This is a genomic window from Selenomonas bovis DSM 23594 (assembly GCF_000381005.1).
Taxonomy (GTDB): Bacteria; Bacillota; Negativicutes; order Selenomonadales; family Selenomonadaceae; genus Selenomonas_C; species Selenomonas_C bovis.
In genome coordinates this window covers 37,081-54,981 of record NZ_KB908383.1, presented here as the reverse complement: position 1 = coordinate 54,981, position 17,901 = coordinate 37,081, and the positions used below count along the sequence as shown (strand labels likewise).

Here is a 17,901-nt window from a genome sequence, read left to right as displayed (position 1 = left end):
TTTCCCTGTCCTGCCACACCCCTGCCTTCCCCTCAGGGGAAGGTGCCGAGCGCAGCGATGGCGGAAGAGGTGTTTGGCCTCGAATGATTTTTTCCAGCACATTTCCCTGTCCTGCCTGCTGACATCTCCGAAGAGGCTGAGCAGCAAACACAAAAGATGCCCGCTCCTCATGTTTGAGGAAGATGACCGCATCGTTCCTCCACAACCTGTATAATCCGTTCGCATACCGCCCTGAAATTTCGATGAACGTCAAGATTCGTAAAGCGCAACACATAGATGCCACGTCCCTCCAAGACCTTCGTTCGCTCCGCATCATATTGGAGGCCCCTTTCATCATAATGTTGACTTCCGTCTAATTCTACGGCCAAGCGCGCTTTCGCACAATAAAAGTCAACGATGTAGTTTGCCAACGGTTTTTGTCTGCGGAACCGAATGGGATAATCATGGAGGAAGCGGTACCAAAGGAGGCGCTCCTCCTTGGTCATATGAGCGCGCAGTGCCTTTGACTTTTGGTGAAGGTCATGACGATAATGAATCATTTGACTCCCTCCTTGATCCTTCCCCTCAGGGGGCGTCAGCGCGGGATGCCGGCAGCATCCCTAGCGATGGCGGAGGAGTGTCCCTCTAGCCCAAGTCTTTCGCCTCAGCCGAGTGCCGGCTTTCCGTGATTGTCGTCAAAGGTGGCGGTGCAGCGCGGGTAGTTGCTGCAGCCCCAGAAGTAGCCGTTCTTGCCGCGCACGCGCCGCAGGTGTCCCTCGCGGCAGTGCGGGCAGAGGACGGCGTCCGGCGCGGGCGTTTTTTCCTGCGCCATCTTTTCGAGCGGGCTCGCGGAGTATTTCGGCTTGTCCCCGTAGCCGCGCCCTTTGCCTGCGAAGGGGACGGGCGGGCCGAAGAGGTCGTTGAGCTCCGCCCAGTCGGCGGCCGTCGGCGCGGCGGAGGCTGCGGAAGTGTCCGCGGCAGGCTGCTGCGAAGAGGCATTTGCCGCGCCGCGCGCCTGCGCGGCCGCACCGCTCCCCTGCCGCTGAGCAGCCGCCGCACCGCCCTGCCCGGCCTGGTAGGCGGCAGCACGCGCGCTGCGCCACGGCGAGGCAGGCGCAGCGTCTCCGCGCTCCGCGCCACTCTGCCAGCCGCTTGCCGCGCCCTGCCAGCCGCCCGCTGCGCGCGCTTTGGCTTCCGCGAGATCCGGCTTGCCGTCCTTGTCGCTGCAGGTCAGGCGACAGCGCGGGTAGTTGCTGCAGCCCCAGAAGATGCCGTTCTTGCCCTTGCGCTGCTGGAGGACGCCCTTGTGGCAACGCGGGCAGACGTTCTCGCCCTTGACCTCCAGCTTGAGGTCGAGCGCCTTTTCGCAGAGCTTTTTCGTGAACGCGATCTGCGCCGCGAGGAATTCCTCGAGCGTGCCCTCGCCCTCCGACAGCGAGTGCAGGCGATCCTCCCAGATGGCTGTGGAGTCCGGGTACGTCATCTCGTCGGGCAGCGCGTCGATGAGCAGATAGGCGGACGGCTCGGGGATGAGGTATTTCTTCTTCCCATGCGGGCGCAGGAAGCGCCGCTTGATGAGATCGTCGATGATGGTCGCGCGCGTCGCCTCTGTGCCGATGCCGTAGACATCCTTGAGCTGCTTCTTCGCCTCGGGATTTTTGACGTATTTATGGATTTCCTTCATGCCAGCGAGCAGCGTCGCAGGCGTGAAGCGCGTGGGCGGCTTCGTGACGCTCTGCTTGATCTCGCCCTGCGTGTAGGTGACGCCGTCGCCCTTCTTCATCGCGGGCAGCGTACCGTCTGTCTCATCCGCCTCGCGCTTTTCCTCCGCCTCGTCTTTCTCCTCGCCTGCGGCCTGCCGCGCTTTCGCCTGGTACATGACCTTCCAGCCGGGATCGCGCTCCGTGCGGCCGCTCGCGGTGAAGAGCTCGTCTTTATAGGTGACCTCGACCTTTGTCTGGTCGTAGACATGGTTCGGGTAGAACTGCGCGAGGTAGCCGCGCGCGATGAGCGTGTAGAGGTTGCGCTCCGTCGCGGGTAGCGTCTCCGGGTTCACGCGCACTGTCGTCGGGATGATGGCATGGTGCGCGGAGATTTTCTTATCGTTCCAGGCGCGGCTCTTGCGCGCCGGGTCCGCGCCCGCTGCCCAGGCCGCAAGCTCCGTCCCCTCCGCCTGCCGCAGATTCGCGAGGATGGTCTTCACCTCGCCGAACTGGTTGAGCGGCAGATACTCGCAGTCCGAGCGCGGGTACGTCGTGAGCTTCTTCTCGTAGAGCTTCTGCGCCGTATCGAGCACGAGCTGTGGCTCGTAGCCGAACCGCTTGCCCGCGAGCACCTGCAGACTCGAGAGGGAAAAGGGCAACGGCGCGCTCTCCTGCTTCTTCGCGCGCGTGTAGCCCGTGACGGTGCCCTCACGCGGCGCTTCGGAAAACGTATGGAGCATCTGCTCCGCCACCGCCTTGTCGATGAGGCGGTTCTCGCTGTCGAGCCCCGCGATGGTGTCGCGCGGCTTCCACTGCGCGATGAAGCTGCCGTTCGCATGCGCGAACGTCGCCTTGATCGTGTAGTAATCGACGGGCTTGAAATGCTCGATCTCCCGCTCGCGCCGCACGACGAGCGCGAGCGTCGGCGTCTTGACGCGGCCGACGGGCAGCACGAGCCGCGCGTGGCCCGCGCGCCGCGCCGCGAGCGTGTAGGCGCGCGAGAGATTCATGCCGATGAGCCAGTCCGCGCGGGCGCGAGCGAGCGCCGACTGCTTGAGCGGATAGAACGCCGCATTGTCGCGCAGGTGCGCGTTCGCGCTCTTGATACTCTTTTCGTCGAGTGCGTTGAGCAGGATGCGCTTCACGGGCTTCTCGTTGCCAAGATAGTCGAGTACCTCGTCGACGAGCAGCTGGCCCTCGCGGTCCGGGTCGCCCGCATGGACGATCTCGTCTGCCTTGGCGATGAGATTTTTCACGACGGCGAACTGCTTCTCGCTGCCCTTCGCGACATAGAGCTTCCACGCCTGCGGCAAGATGGGCAGATCCTCTGCGCGCCACCGCTTGTAGCGCGCATCGTACTCCTGTGGCTCCGCCTGGCGCAGGATGTGACCGAAGAGCCACGTCACGATGCCCTCGCCGGTCACGAGATAGCCGTCATGGCGCGCGACCGGCCCCTTCAGGCACTTCGCGATCTCCCGCCCCATGCTCGGCTTCTCGGCAATATACAAACGCAACACGCACACCTCTCAAAAAACAGCGCCCGGACAAGGCGCTTTCCCATTTCCTTCTATAATATTAGCGAACCTGGCAAATGTTCCCTCGCCGCGGCATCCACAGGCAGCCCCGCATACGCCGCAGCGCGCCATCCCCGTCGCGTCACGGCGGCAGCGCGCCTCCGCTCGTCCCTTGCTCACGCGAACAAATGACATATTCCCCAGATGATGAGCGCGAGCCAGAGCAGGACGAGGAGCCCGGCGACAGCGAGAATGGCCCCGCCGTGACGCAGCAGGAGATCCGCCTCGTGCTCCGACCGCTGCCGCACCGCCGGCGGCAACAGACGCAGGAGCGCGCAGACCGCCGACGGCACGAGCACCGCATCATCGAGCACACCGACGACGGGTATCGTATCGGGGATGAGATCGATGGGGCTCAGGAGATAAAGGACTGCGAGCAGGAAGAGCACGCGCACACGCCCCGGTGTCTCCGGCTGCTTCGCTGCCATGAGCAGCACCGCGAGATCCCGCCGGAAAAACTTCAGAAATGAAACAATCCTCCGCATGCCGCGCCTCCTTTTTGCCAACACATCATGATTTCCCCTATTATATTACGTAAATCCCCAAGAGCGCAAGCCGCAGGCGCAGCCCTCCGCCACACTTCGCCGCAGCGCGCTCTCTGATACAACTTTCATGGAATAGAAATTGACACAGGTATGTATATTTTGTTATAATTGATTTACATTTTTACAGGCAAAAGCAAGCCGCGCGATTGCCACGTGGGCACCGCGCGATGCCTGCCGGAGCCTGCCGTCGACGCGGCGCCTGCCGCTTCTTTTTAGGAGGCTACCTGACCATGTCCGAAAAAACATTCCCGCTGACGCTCGCCGAGCTGCGCGAGGTCGTCAAGAAATATCCCACACCGTTCCACATCTACGACGAGAAAAAGATCCGCGCGAGCATCCGCGCGCTGCAGAAGGCCTTCGCCTGGGCGCCGCGCTTCCGCGAGCAGTTCGCCGTCAAGGCGCTGCCGAACCCGCGTATCATCCAGATTCTTCACGAGGAGGGCGCCGGTACGGACTGCAGCAGCCTCGCCGAGCTCGTGCTCTCCGACGTCTCCGGCGTCAAGGGCGAGGAGATCCTGCTCACCTCGAACGATACGCCCGCCGATGAGTTCCAGAAAGCCATCGAGCTCGGCGCCATCATCAACCTCGACGACATCAGCCACCTCGACTACCTCGAGCAGAACGCCGGCCTGCCGCAGTGCCTCTGCTTCCGCTACAATCCCGGCGACCTCATGGAGGGCAATGACATCATCGGCAAGCCGACCGAGGCGAAATACGGTCTCACGCGCGACCAGCTCTTCGAGGCCTATCGGATGGCGCAGGAAAAGGGCGTCAAGCGCTTCGGCCTGCACACAATGGTCGCCTCGAACGAGCGCCGCACGGAGGCGTTCCTCTTCACGGCGAAGCTCATGTTCACACTCGCGCGTGAGCTCAAGGAGCGCCTCGGCATCCACGTCGAGTTCGTGAATCTCGGCGGCGGCTTCGGCATCCCCTACCGCCCCGAGGAGGAGCCGCTCGACCTCATGGAGATTGGCGAAGGCATCCACAAGCTCTACGATGAGCTCATGGTTCCCGCCGGCCTCGGCGACGTCGCGATCCTCACCGAGAGCGGCCGTGCCATCACCGGCCCCGCCGGCTGGCTCGTCTCGACGGCCATCCATGAGAAAAAGACCTACAAGGACTACATCGGCCTCGACTCCTGCATGGCGAACCTCATGCGCCCCGCGATGTACGGCGCCTACCATCACATCACAATCGCCGGCAAGGAAACGGCGCCCTGCGACCACAAATACGACGTCACGGGCTCGCTCTGCGAGAACAACGACAAATTCGCCATCGACCGCATGCTGCCGAAAATCGACATCGGCGACCTCGTCATCATCCATGACACCGGCGCGCACGGCAGTGCGATGGGCTTCAACTACAACGGCAAGCTCTGGTGCGCCGAGCTCCTGCTCCGCGAGGACGGCAGCATCGAGCTCATCCGCCGCGCCGAAACGCTCGACGACTACTTCGCCACGCTGAAATATCCTGGCTCCGTCATCAAATAACCCAGCACCTGGCAGTCGCCCTCTTTCCCAAACGGGAAGGGGGCGCTTTCATTTGTGGTATCTTCAAAAATCGCTGAGACTACGAACATGAATGCCCGGCATCTCCATGAAGTAGTAAACTCCTTGCATGAATCAGCGCTTCCTTGATGCTCCGGCCTGTCGCCATGACATCAGCTGCGCGCTCCTCCGGTGTGCAATATATTGCACACCGCCGCATCTCACGCCCCTTCACAAACGTGGGAGCGCCAGCACCTACCAGGTTCGCCGCACAACAAAAGCGCCTGCCTCCGCAGGTTTCCGGGAAAGGAAACCCGCGCCGAGGCAGGCGCTTTCTTCCTATGTCAAGCGGTATGCTATCGCTGCTGGGGCAGGTCTTTACTCATCCTTTGCGGGGAAATCCTGCAAAGCATCGAAGCCCTCCTGACCCGTGCGGATCTTGACGACATTCGTGACCGGCGTGACGAAGATCTTGCCGTCGCCGTAATGGCCCGTATGCAGGACTTTCTTCGCCGTGTCGATGACCGTCTGCGGTGGAATCGCGGAGACGACGACCTTCACCTGGATCTTCGGGATAAGCTTCGACGCGACCTGCGCGCCGCGGTACATCTCGCTGTGACCTTTCTGCAGGCCGTAGCCCGAGACCGGCGTGACCGTCATGCCCGTGATACCGATGCCCTCGAGCGCATTCTTAAGCGCCTCGAAGCGCTCGCGCGCCGTGACGATAGAGACGCAGGTGATGGGCTTGCCGCCCGGCGTCACCGTCTGCGTGACCGTCACAGGCTCCGGCGCCTCCGCGCTGTCGATCGGCGTCGGCGCCGACGTCGAGCCGGGCACCTCGGGCACCGGCATGAAGTCCGCATAGGCGGACGCGAGGCCGTGCTCCTCGAAGTCGAGGCCCGAGATCTCCTCCTTCGCCGAGACGCGCAGACCAATCGTGGCCTTGAGGATGCTGAAAACGATCGAGATGACGACAGCGACATAGATGGCGACGGCGACAACGCCGAGCACCTGCACGAGGAAGAAATGCGCCTCGCCCGTGTAGAGCAGGCCGTCCTTCACAGCGAAAAGACCTGTGAGGATTGTGCCGAGCGCACCGCAGACGCCGTGGACAGCGACCGCACCGACCGGATCATCGACCTTGAGCTTCTGATCGATGAACTCAACGGCAAAGACGACGACGATACCGGCGATGAGGCCGATGAAGAACGAGCCTGCAGGGCTCACGGCATCGCAGCCCGCGGTGATCGCGACGAGACCTGCGAGCGAGCCGTTGAGCGTCATCGAGACATCCGGATGGCCGTAGCGCAGCCACGTGAGCACCATGACCGTGACCGTCGCCGTCGCGGCCGCGAGGTTCGTCGTGACGAAAATCGACGCAGCCGAGACGAGCGTCTCATCGCCGGACATCGAGACCGTCGAGCAGCCGTTGAACCCGAACCATGCAAACCAGAGGATGAACACGCCGAGCGCCGCGAGCGTCAGGCTGTGGCCCGGGATGGCGTTGACGGAGCCGTCCTTGTTGTACTTGCCGATGCGCGCGCCGAGCATGTAGGCGCCGACGAACGCGCAGATGCCGCCGACCATGTGGACGGCCGTGGAACCGGCGAAATCATGGAAGCCCATCTCGCCGAGCCAGCCGCCGCCCCAGATCCAATGACCCGTGACCGGGTAGATGATCATGCTGATGAGGATGCTGTAAATGCAGTAAGCGGAGAACTTCGTGCGCTCTGCCATCGCGCCGGAGACGATCGTCGCCGATGTCGCGCAGAACACCGTCTGGAAAATCACATACGCCATCGTCGGATAGCCCGCGTCGTCCGCGACCTGCCAATTCTGGATGAAGAAATCCGGCGCGCCGATGATGCCGCTGATGTCATCGCCGAACATCAGTCCGAAGCCGATGACCCAGAATACCACCGTGCCGAGCGCGAAATCCATGACATTCTTCATGACGATATTGCCGGCGTTCTTCGCCCGCGTGAGGCCCGTCTCGACCATCGCGAAACCAGGCTGCATGAAGAAGACGAGCGCCGCGCCGAGGAGCACCCAGATGGTATCTACTGCCACGAAGCGCCCGGCGTCAGCCGCCTCCGCAGCCAAGGCATGCGGCGCAGCCGTCGCGAGCCCGAGGCCCAGCGCCGCCGCACCGGCGATTTTGCTTCTGCGTGAAAACATAATGTCTCACCCTTTCTCATCATTCCACCGGCAGGCACAGGCGTGCCCGCCCCTTTCGTGAGGGCGGGCGCCGCGCTTCCTCGCACGTCCCGTCTCCTGACGAAAGAACAAAAAAAGCGCCGACTCCGCATATCGCGAAATCGACGCCCTTGTCGATGATTCCTTTGTAAAGGCTATCCTGCAGGTAAAACCTCTTGTCCATTATAGTAGTCTTGCCCGCGCGCTTTGTCAAGGAAAAGTTTCAGCAGCAAAACGCGTGCCAAACTGGCACAGCGCCAGCGCCGCAGACTCAGCCGAGGCGGCTGAGGATCGTGCGAGCGACGTAGACGCCGCTCGCGCCCGCCTGCGACAGGCCGCGCGTGACACCCGCGCCGTCGCCGATGGCGAAGACATTCGGCAGCTTCGTCTCGAGCTGATTGCTCAGCACGACGCGCGAGCTGTAGAACTTCACCTCGACGCCGTAGAGCAGCGTATCGTCATTCGTCATGCCGGGCGCGACGTAGTTGAGCTGCTGGATCATCTCGATGATGTTGTCGAGATGGCGCTTCGGCAGGATGAGCGAGAGGTCGCCCGGCGTCGCCGCGAGCGTTGGCCGCGTGAAACTCTTCGCCATGCGGTGCGCGTTCGTGCGCCGTCCTTTGATGAGATCGCCGTAGCGCTGCACGATGATGCCGCCGCCGAGCATATTCGAGAACGACGCGATGCGCTTGCCGTACTGATGCGGTTCCTTGAACGGCTCCGTGAAATGGTTCGAGACGAGCAGCGCGAAATTCGTATTGCGGCTCTGCAGCTTCGGATCGCTGTACGAATGGCCGTTGACCGTCACGATGCCGTCCGTATTCTCCATGACCACATGGCCGTGCGGATTCATGCAGAACGTCCGCACGAAATCGCCGTACTGCTTCGTGCGGTAGACGAGCTTCGCCTCGTAGACCTGCGAGGTGATATCGTTCCAGACCTCGTCCGGCACCTCGACGCGCACGCCGACATCGACGCGGTTGTTCTCCTGCCGGAGTCCGAGCCGGTCGCACTCGTTGCTGAACCACTCCGCGCCCGCGCGCCCCGGCGCGACGACGAGATACTCCGCCGCGATGCGCTCGCCGCTCTCGAGCTCGACGGCGTTTTCCCCCTTGCCGTCGGAACACAGATGCGCCACGGGACACTCGAAGCGGAACGTCACCTTTTCCTTCAGATATTCATACGTCGCCTCGAGCATCTTGAGGTTGTTCTCCGTGCCGAGATGACGCACGCTCGCCTCGAGCAGATGCAGATCGTGCTCGAGCGCCCGCTTGCCGAGCGATGAGCCCTTCGTCGTGAAGACCTTCACGGGCGCGCCGTGCTTGCAGTTGATCGCATCGACATAGTGGATGAGATCCATGACCGTCGCGTCGTCGAGATACTCGTTGAGCCAGCCGCCGAACTTCGTCGTGAAATTGTACTTGCCGTCGGAGAACGCGCCCGCGCCGCCGAAACCGCGCATGATGCTGCAGGGCTTGCAGCCGATGCAGCTCTTCACCTGGCCCGCGGAAATCGGACAGACGCGATGATAGATATCCTTGCCGCTCTCGAGCACGAGAATCCGGAGCGACGGCTTCTTCTCGATGAGCTCATACGCCGTCATCACCCCCGCCGGGCCGCCGCCCACGACAACTACATCATACTTTTCCATAAAAGCCCTCCTCAAAGCATAAAAAAAGCGCAGAACGCAATCTGCCTGCGCTTATATTTTATCATTTCCTTCGGAAAATTTCAAGAAGCGACCCGCCCCCACTGCGCCTGCGGCTTTCGTTCTTGGGGCTTTACAAAGTAAACTCACCGCACAAACGTCCACTTCGTGGACATCGTGCGCCCGTCCTTGCAGTAAATAAGCCAGCTACCTACCGCGATGATTGGAGTTTCTCATCATCATTCTGGGTAGGCAAGCTGGCTTGTTGATTCATGCGTTGCCGCTATTTCAAGAACTGGTCGATGGCCTTGTTGAGGTGCGCGATGGCTTCCTCGTCGTGGTCCTCCACGGCATGGACGATGCAGTGGCTGATGTGGTCCTTGAGGATGAGGCGGCCGACGCCCTTGATGGCGCTGTCGACGGCGGCGAGCTGGACGAGGACGTCGCTGCAGTCGCGGCCGTCCTCGACCATCTTGCGGATGGATTCGAGGTGGCCGATGAGGCGCGCCATGCGGTTGAGCACGGCCTTAGTCTGGGTATGGGAATGCACATGGCCATGGGGATGGCCCTGCGTGTGGCGATGGGCGTCCCCCTGCGCTGCGTTTGTTCCCTCATCTTTCGCTTCCATACTGCACACCTCCCGAATGCACCGCTGCGCGCGTCGAAATGAATTGGCGCTTTTTCTTGTCTGAAATCACTGCGCTACGGAAACATATTCCCATACCGCAGCGCGGTTCAATGCTCCGCACCGTGTTCTTACATAATCACTGGATGGCGAGCGTGACGGTCTCGCCGTTGATGTTCCATTCCTTCTGATGGCCGTCGAGCTCACCGTAGCTGACGCTGTCGGCGAGCGTGACGCGCTTGAGCTCTGCCTCGTTCTTCTTCACGAGAGCCTCGAGCTTTTCGTTGCCTGCGAGGGAGACGGCGATGTGGTCGGTGACCTCGTAGCCGTTTTCCTTGCGCATGGTCTGGAGCTTGCTGATGATTTCGCGCACGAAGCCCTCCTCGATGAGCTCAGGGGAGAGCGTCGTCTCGAGCGCGATGGTCACGCCGCCGTAGCGCTGGCAGTTGTAGCCCTCCGTCTGCGCCATCGTGATCTCGACGTCCTCAGGCGTGAGCGTGACGTCGCCGTCCGCAAGATGGAGCACGAGTTTCCCCGTGCTGTCGAGCTCCTCCTTGGCCGCGTGGCCGCTGAGTCCTTTGAGCGCTTTCTGGATGGCGCCCATCTTCTTGCCGACCTTCGGCCCGAGCACGCGGAACTGCGGCTTGAGCGTGTAGGTGAGATAGGCCTCCATATCATCCTTGAACTCAACGTGCTTGACGTTGAGCTCGCCCTCGACGATCTGACGGAAATACTCCGGCAGGACGGTCTCGGCCTTGACGTACATCGTGCCGATGGGCTGGCGGTTCTTGATGTTTGATTCGTTGCGCGCGGCGCGGCCGAGCACGACGATCTCGAGAACCTCGCCCATGTTTTTCTCGAGCGCCGCGTCGATGTGCGCCTCGTTCGCCTGCGGGAAGTCGCAGAGATGGACGGACTCGGGCGCGTCCTTGTCGATGGAGCGCACGAGGTTCTGATAGATGGACTCCGTCATGAAGGGGATCATCGGCGCGGCGGCCTTGGCCGTCGTGACGAGCGCGGTGTAGAGCGTCATGTAGGCGTTCACCTTGTCCTGCTCCATGCCCTTGGCCCAGAAGCGGCTGCGGCAGCGGCGCACATACCAGTTCGAGAGCTCGTCGACGAACGTCTCGAGTGCCTTCGCGGCCTCGGTCACGCGGTAGTGTGAGAGGTCGCTGTCGACTTCCTTGACCATCGTGTTGAGGCGCGAGAGGCACCATTTGTCCATGACGGAGAGCTTCTCATAGTCGAGCGTGTGCTGCGTCGCGTCGAACTTGTCGATATTCGCGTAGAGCACGAAGAACGCGTAGGTGTTCCAGAGCGTGCCCATGAACTTGCGCTGGCCCTCCTGCACGGCGTCGTCGTGGAAGCGGTTCGGCAGCCAGGGCGCGCTGTTCTCGTAGAAATACCAGCGGATGGCATCGGCACCGTGCTTCCTGAGCGCGTCCATCGGGTCGACGGCGTTGCCCTTCGACTTGCTCATCTTGCGGCCTTCCTTGTCCTGCACATGGCCGAGCACGATGACGTTCTTGTAGGGCGCCTTGTGGAAGAGCAGCGTCGAAATCGCGATGAGCGAGTAGAACCAGCCGCGTGTCTGATCGACGGCCTCGGAGATGAAGTCCGCGGGGAAGCGCTTCTCGAAGATTTCTTTATTCTCGAACGGATAATGCCACTGCGCGAACGGCATGGAGCCGGAGTCAAACCAGCAGTCGATGACTTCCTTGACGCGGTGCATCTCCTTGCCGCACTTCGGGCATTTGATCGTGACGTTATCAATGTACGGACGGTGCAGCTCGATATCGTCCGGGCAGTTGTCGCTCATCTCCTTGAGCTCGGCGATGGAGCCGATGACGTGCTGCTCGCCGCAGTCGGGGCAGACCCAGACAGGAAGCGGCGTGCCCCAGTAGCGGTTGCGCGAGAGGCCCCAGTCCTGCACGTGCTCGAGCCAGTTGCCGAAGCGGCCCTGGCCGATGGACTTCGGGATCCAGTTGACGGTGTTGTTGTTCGCGACGAGCTCGTCCTTGACCGCCGTCATCTTGATGAACCAGGTCGGGAACGAGTAGTAGAGGAGCGGCGTATCGCAGCGCCAGCAGTGCGGATAGCTATGCGTGAACTCCGGCGCCTTGAAGAGCTTGCCTTTCTCCTCGAGATCCTTGAGGATCAGCGGATCGGCCTTCTTGACGAAGACGCCCGGCCAGTCCGTATCCTCCGTGAGCTCGCCCTTGCTGTTGACGAAGTTCACGAAGCCGATGCCGTTCGCCATGCAGACACGGTTATCGTCCTCACCAAAGGCCGGCGCCAGATGAACGATGCCCGTGCCGTCCTCCGTCGTGACATAGTCATCCGCGAGGACGAGGAACGATTTCTTGCCCGGCTTCATCTTGCCGACAGCGTAGGGATAGAGCGGCTCGTACTCCCGGCCGACGAGTTCCCTGCCCTTGCAGCGCGCGAGCACCGTGCGCTCGCCCGGCACGTCCTCGAACACTTTGTCGACGAGAGCCTCGGCGAGGATGTATTTCTTCTCCCCGACCTGCACCTTCACATAGTCGACCTCAGGATTCACGCAGAGCGCGAGGTTCGACGGCAGCGTCCAGGGCGTCGTCGTCCAGGCGAGATAGCAGGTATCGGGCTCGCCCTTCACGCCGAACTCGACCATCGCCGAGCGCTCCGTGACATCCTTGTAGCCCTGCGCGACCTCGTGCGAGGAGAGCGGCGTGCCGCAGCGCGGGCAGTACGGGACGACTTTGTAGCCCTCGTAGAGCAGGCCCTTTTTCCAGATCTCCTTGAGCGCCCACCACTCGGACTCGATGAAGTCGTTCTCATAGGTGATGTAGGGATGTTCCATGTCCGCCCAGAAACCGACGACATCGGAGAACTCCTCCCACATACCCTTGTACTTCCAGACGGACTCGCGGCACTTCTTGATGAACGGCTCGATGCCGTACGCCTCGATCTGCTCCTTGCCGTTGATGCCGATGGCCTTCTCGACCTCGAGCTCGACGGGCAGGCCGTGCGTGTCCCAGCCCGCCTTCCTCAAAACCTTCTTGCCCTTCATCGAGGCGAAACGCGGCAGCATATCCTTGATGACGCGCGTCAGCACATGACCGATGTGCGGCTTGCCGTTCGCCGTCGGCGGGCCGTCGTAGAACGTGAACGTATCGCTGCCCTCGCGCTGGTCGATGGCCTTCTGCGCGATGTCATGCTCCTTCCAGAATTTCAGAACCTCTTTTTCCCTGTCCACGAAATTGAGGTTCGTATCGACTTTCTGATACAAACGAACTCCTCCTTATCATTAAGGAACCACTGATTAATGCAAGAATTTTACCACTTACTGCTGGGTAGATGAGAACATACCTTCTCCTCAGGAGAAGGGGGACCGCGTAGCGGTGGAAGAGGTGCTGCACGGCGAGGGAATGCGCCGAAAAACCTAAATCCGAGGCAAAACACCTCTTCCGCCTCGCTACGCTCGGCACTCCCGGGGATGCCACTGGCATCCCGCGCTAACGCGCCCCCTGAGGGGAAGGTTAAGGAAACGCTGATTAAATGAGGTGCTACGGATTTGCGCGGATGCGCTGTATCTCCCTAGGAGACAAACCGGAAGCGTAGCGGGCTACGCTGAGGATTTGTCGACGACGGGAGGACAGTGCAGACGCGTGAAGACGGAGTGCCGAATTAATCAGTGGTTCCTTAAGTGAATGCGTGGCTTCTATTAATCAGCGGTCCCTAAAAAAAGCCTTCATCCCAAAACAGGATGAAGGCTCCTACGCACATCAATCAACCACCTATTTCACAGACCAGCATCTGTTATTCCCTAACGCGGAAACACGGCGAAGCCTACTCCTCGTTCAGCCCGCTACTCAGGAGCGATCTTCGCGCCAGGCTACTCCCCGCCGGCTCTCACCTCCCCCGGCTCGCTTACGGTTTCCCCTTGCGGTACTCTCTCCGTCATCGCATTTACATCTTGACGCTCCTTATTTTAGCATAGCGGAACAGCGATTTCAAATAATATTTGTGACAGGGATATGCCATGTTGCAGGCAGGACATGTGATGCGCATACCGATGACTTTTCCCATCCTCACTGCCGCCATTCCTCGATGACTGCCTCATGCTGCCGCGTCTTCTTGTCGTAGCTCACGCCGACGAGCAGCACCTCGCCAGCGTAGCCCGCGAGCGCTCCCGCATACTCCTTTTCCCTGATCTGCCGGATGGCCGTCTGCGCCGTCCTGTCCCACTTGAGCTCGATGACGAGCGCGGGCTTCTCCGCGTGCTGCGGACGCGGCAGGAACACGAGGTCGGCGAAGCCCTTGCCCGCCGGCAGCTCGCGCACGATGTTGTAGAACCGCCGCGCGCTGTAAAAGGCCAAGGACAGCGTATAGGAGAGTGCGTTTTCGTCGTTGTACTGAATCTGGCTCGTCTCGAGATGCGCCTTTTCCACGCCTGCGGCCACAGCGGTGGCGTCTTTCTCGAAGACTGCCGTGAGCAGAGTATCCGAAGCCTGAACGGCACGGCTCACGATCTTCCATTCCTCGCCCTGTTTCGTCGCCGCGATGTATTCGCGCAGAATCTCGTTGTTCGGAATGAAGACCTCTTCTTCCCGGCGGTCATAGCCGAGGTAGCCGAGGTGCACCAGGAGCGTCATGACATCGTCCGCCGAGGTGAAGGTCGTCATGTCATTCGTGAAGGTCAGGGTATTGATTTTCTGCCGCCCGCCAGCCATCATTTTGACAATGGCATCACGCAGCCCGCCCTCGTTGAGGTCGATATAGACTTTGAGCGCTTCATACGTCTCCGTCTTCGTCCAGTAATCGTCATACTCCCGCCGCAGCATGGCCTCGACCACGCTTTTCGGACTAAAGACATGACTGCAATTCGGGAAAGCATAGCCGTCATACCAGGCACAGCATTCCCCGAAATCCATATCATATACCTCGCAAAGGCGGCGTACTTCATCCTCCGTAAAACCGACATACGGCGCGAGCGGGCCAGGATTCTCCATGGAGTATTCCGTAAACATATTGAGCGCTGAGTGTGTGCCGTATTTTTTGACAGGCAGGATGCCCGTCATATAGGCGAGACCGACATACTCCTTATCCTTCAGCCAGTCCCGCAGAAAGTCGAGATATTGGCGCTGCGCCTTTGTATCGTGCGGATACTCGCGGAAGATGCAGTCCCACTCGTCGATGACGATGACGAAGGGGCGCTGCGTCGCCGCGTAAATCGTCTGCATGACCAGCCTCAGTTTATCCTTCCGCCGATAGCACAGCAATGCATACTCTCCCAACAGCTCCCAAAGCAGTGCCTCTTGAAGTTCCTGCAGCAGATCCTCGATATTCTGCGCCTCGCTCAAAAATTCCTGTATATTGATGCGCAGCACATCACATGCGCCGCGCTTGTCTGAAAAGCCCTCTCCCCGGGCAATCGCAAGTCCAGAGAACACATCAACCGCCACCGTGCGGTCATAGTACGCGCAGACCATATTCGCCGCCATCGTCTTGCCGAACCGCCGCGGACGGCTTACGCAGACAAACCGCTGCTCCGTACCGAAGACCGCATCGAGCTCCCCGAGCAGCGCCGTCTTGTCCACATAAATCTTCGACGACCGCGCCGTCAAGAACCGCCCCGCCCCGGGATTCAGATAAATGCCCACCATCTCCGCCTCCGTTCCGTGCCAATGTATCTTTTCCATTATAGCACAGGAAACCGTCCTGCGCCGAGGCATATCCATCCGCGGCAGCTTTCGCCCTTATCCTTCCAGTTGCTGCCGCACCGATAATTCATGACCACGGCGCCCTGATCATTCTCCTGCCCCGGGCGCTCCGTCTCAAACCGCAGCCCGCGACTCCAAAACCAGTCGACAAATCTCGTCCACCTCGTCGAGCCCCAGCTCCGCATAGAGCGGCAGCGTCAGCACGCGCTTCGCTATGGAAAGCGCCACAGGCGTATCCTTGGAGTCATACTGGCTGCGGTAGCAGTCGAAGTCATTCACGAGCGGATAGAAATATTTCCTTGCCATGATGTCGTGCTCTGCCAGGTGGTATGCGACCTCATTGCGCGTCGCACCGAACACCTTCTCGTCGAACACCACGGGGAAATACGCATAGTTCGGCTTCACATCCCGCTGCTGCGGACTGAGCTTGATGCCCTCCACGCCTTCAAGACGCTCGCGGTAACGTGCGACGATCTTACCGCGCTTCGCGATCTCCTCATCCACATGGCGGAGATTGCAAAGCCCCATCGCCGCGCAGAACTCGTTCATCTTCGCATTGGCGCCAACCGCCTCCACGCTCTCCGGCCCATGGATACCGAAATCCTTCAGATCCCAGATGCGTTTGCCCAGCTCCTCATCATGGAAGACCACAGCGCCGCCCTCGATGGTATGGAACACCTTCGTCGCGTGGAAGCTCAGGCATGAGGCGTCCCCGTAGTCCGCGACGGCCCGGCCCCGGTACGTCTCGCCGAACGTATGCGCCGCGTCATAGAGCACGCGCAGGCCGTACTTGTCCGCGATGCGCTGAATCTCCTCGATATGGCAGACATGACCATAGACATGCACCGGCACGATGGCGCAGGTGCGATCCGTGATCAACGCCTCCAGCTTCGCCGTATCCAGCGTATAATCCTCAGGATCGATATCGCAAAACACAGGCGTGAGCCCGTTGCGCACGATCGCATGCGTCGTCGAGGCAAAGGTAAACGGCGTCGTGATGACCTCGCCGTGCAGATTCATCGCCTGCAGCGTCATCTCGAGCGCCATGTGGCCGTTCACCAGCAAATCAATGCGCTCAACACCCATATACTCTTCCAGTGCCTTGACGAACGCCTGATGCTTTGCCCCCATATTTGTGAGCCAACGCGACTCCCACAAATCACGAATCTCATCTACATACTCCTCGAACAGCGGCATGGATGATCGCGTTACTAGGATCTTCCCCATCGTGTATTCACCTACTCTTAAAATATATCTTTCGCATATATCAGCTTAATCTAACAACAAACTAACACCTAGCCATATCCAAAATGATACTCGTCAATTTTCTTGCACCGCAGTCATTCAAGTGATCAGTATCAACAAAATCGCTATCATCAAAGGGAACACTCTCAAAATCATAAAGATTAAACTTCAATCCATCCATTCGCATCCTCTCCAAGCATTCATAATATATCTGCGAAAACTCATCTGAAAAATATCTACGATAGAACTTAGTCACAGGGAAATTAATGATATTAAGCTCTATTTCATGCGTTTCACACCAAGTCATAAATGCGCATAAGATATCCAAATTTTCCTTAAAGCTTGACTTATATCGTATGCTTTTATTATGACAATTCGCTCGCCACTTTCCCAATTCCTGCTTTTCCTCGTCTGTATAATCTCCCCATGATTTAGGATACATACGATGCATCTCGCGGTTTATACTTCCCCAATAATTACCATCTGTCGCTCCGAATATTTTTTTTGATAGATAGTTATCAATGCGCTTTTTATCATATATCCCATTTACTCTATCTGGTTCACTTCTATCTGGAAGACATATTGCATGATGAAATCCCTCAGCGCCAGAGAAAATACGGCTATATATATCAGATATTTTCGCCAGTTCAGCATGATCCTTCGTCATAGACAAATCGCTAAAAATAGTATAATAATAACCGCCCAAAAATACTTTTTTATATTTAGTATGATTATAAAGTTTTTTTGCAAGCATCACGCTATAGTATATATCTTGTGAAGCTAGAGCAAGATTCGCCGCCTTATCAACTAAAGACACATCTATGCCAAAATTCATATACGACGAACCAATAAAAACAGTACTTACTGCTTTATTATGCAAATGATAATTCAAATACATATAGTCATATGTATTAACTCCTGACATATGATTGAAAACATTTTCTACATATGCATCATAATAAGATACTCGACAGCTTTTTTATTTTCTATCAGACTTGCAATAATATCTCCTTTTGGTACAACCAGAACATCAACCGGAGATGGACTAAATTTCTTTGATTCTTCTATATACCGTATTTCTATATCATCTTTCAAAAGAGATCTCGCTAATGAATCGCCCTTATGTATCCAGCAATACATTCCTACCTCCACATATAGTAACCAACGGCATCGATGACTGCGTCACAAAAACAG

General features: G+C 59.0%; 11 protein-coding genes. 1 reads left to right on the top strand and 10 read right to left on the bottom strand.

Translation table 11 applies throughout. From position 1 onward, the window contains the following. Nucleotides 1-167: 167 nt before the first annotated feature. From F599_RS0104305 to F599_RS0104295, 3 genes are all read right to left on the bottom strand, one after another. Nucleotides 168-539, bottom strand: coding sequence for an endonuclease domain-containing protein (locus F599_RS0104305; protein ID WP_019542300.1), 372 nt, complete (start codon nucleotides 537-539; stop codon nucleotides 168-170). A 104-nt stretch (nucleotides 540-643) separates the two neighbouring features. Continuing rightward, the gene (locus tag F599_RS0104300; protein WP_026327811.1) at nucleotides 644-3,196 is read right to left on the bottom strand and encodes a DNA topoisomerase III; all 2,553 of its coding nucleotides are present in this window, start codon (nucleotides 3,194-3,196) and stop codon (nucleotides 644-646) included. 176 nt (nucleotides 3,197-3,372) lie between these two features. Then, complete coding sequence (locus F599_RS0104295; protein ID WP_019542298.1) at nucleotides 3,373-3,741, bottom strand: YkvA family protein; 369 nt, start codon at nucleotides 3,739-3,741, stop codon at nucleotides 3,373-3,375. Nucleotides 3,742-4,031: 290 nt separating this feature from the next. Here F599_RS0104295 and F599_RS0104290 point away from each other — a divergent pair, with 290 nt between their 5' ends. Further along, a complete protein-coding gene (locus F599_RS0104290) occupies nucleotides 4,032-5,291 on the top strand; it encodes a diaminopimelate decarboxylase (protein ID WP_019542297.1) in 1,260 nt (419 codons plus the stop codon). A 375-nt stretch (nucleotides 5,292-5,666) separates the two neighbouring features. Here the strand turns inward: F599_RS0104290 and F599_RS16000 are convergent, their stop codons facing one another. The 7 genes from F599_RS16000 to F599_RS15490 form a co-directional block, all read right to left on the bottom strand. Further along, complete coding sequence (locus tag F599_RS16000; RefSeq protein ID WP_019542296.1) at nucleotides 5,667-7,466, bottom strand: ammonium transporter; 1,800 nt, start codon at nucleotides 7,464-7,466, stop codon at nucleotides 5,667-5,669. 289 nt (nucleotides 7,467-7,755) lie between these two features. Continuing rightward, complete coding sequence (locus F599_RS0104280; protein WP_019542295.1) at nucleotides 7,756-9,135, bottom strand: NAD(P)/FAD-dependent oxidoreductase; 1,380 nt, start codon at nucleotides 9,133-9,135, stop codon at nucleotides 7,756-7,758. Between the two features lie 280 nt (nucleotides 9,136-9,415). Further along, the gene (locus tag F599_RS0104275; RefSeq protein WP_019542294.1) at nucleotides 9,416-9,760 is read right to left on the bottom strand and encodes a metal-sensing transcriptional repressor; all 345 of its coding nucleotides are present in this window, start codon (nucleotides 9,758-9,760) and stop codon (nucleotides 9,416-9,418) included. A 136-nt stretch (nucleotides 9,761-9,896) separates the two neighbouring features. Further along, entirely contained in the window at nucleotides 9,897-13,028 is a 3,132-nt protein-coding gene (ileS, locus tag F599_RS0104270; RefSeq protein WP_019542293.1) for an isoleucine--tRNA ligase, read from the bottom strand. A gap of 802 nt (nucleotides 13,029-13,830) precedes the next feature. Further along, entirely contained in the window at nucleotides 13,831-15,405 is a 1,575-nt protein-coding gene (locus F599_RS0104265) for an AAA family ATPase (protein WP_019542292.1), read from the bottom strand. A 171-nt stretch (nucleotides 15,406-15,576) separates the two neighbouring features. Next, nucleotides 15,577-16,689: a DegT/DnrJ/EryC1/StrS family aminotransferase gene (locus F599_RS0104260; RefSeq protein WP_033369058.1), complete on the bottom strand. Its 1,113-nt coding sequence runs from the start codon at nucleotides 16,687-16,689 to the stop codon at nucleotides 15,577-15,579. Between the two features lie 61 nt (nucleotides 16,690-16,750). Then, nucleotides 16,751-17,632, bottom strand: a complete 882-nt coding sequence (locus F599_RS15490; RefSeq protein ID WP_156021930.1) for a hypothetical protein — start codon at nucleotides 17,630-17,632, stop codon at nucleotides 16,751-16,753. Nucleotides 17,633-17,901: the final 269 nt, after the last annotated feature.

Coding starts and splice junctions, on each gene's coding strand:
- F599_RS0104260 (WP_033369058.1), bottom strand. CDS start 16,689: ATGGGGAAGATCCTAGTAACGCGATCATCCATGCCGCTGTTCGAGGAG.
- F599_RS0104265 (WP_019542292.1), bottom strand. CDS start 15,405: ATGGTGGGCATTTATCTGAATCCCGGGGCGGGGCGGTTCTTGACGGCG.
- F599_RS16000 (WP_019542296.1), bottom strand. CDS start 7,466: ATGTTTTCACGCAGAAGCAAAATCGCCGGTGCGGCGGCGCTGGGCCTC.
- F599_RS0104295 (WP_019542298.1), bottom strand. CDS start 3,741: ATGCGGAGGATTGTTTCATTTCTGAAGTTTTTCCGGCGGGATCTCGCG.
- F599_RS0104275 (WP_019542294.1), bottom strand. CDS start 9,760: ATGGAAGCGAAAGATGAGGGAACAAACGCAGCGCAGGGGGACGCCCAT.
- F599_RS0104305 (WP_019542300.1), bottom strand. CDS start 539: ATGATTCATTATCGTCATGACCTTCACCAAAAGTCAAAGGCACTGCGC.
- F599_RS0104290 (WP_019542297.1), top strand. CDS start 4,032: ATGTCCGAAAAAACATTCCCGCTGACGCTCGCCGAGCTGCGCGAGGTC.
- F599_RS15490 (WP_156021930.1), bottom strand. CDS start 17,632: ATGTCAGGAGTTAATACATATGACTATATGTATTTGAATTATCATTTG.
- F599_RS0104280 (WP_019542295.1), bottom strand. CDS start 9,135: ATGGAAAAGTATGATGTAGTTGTCGTGGGCGGCGGCCCGGCGGGGGTG.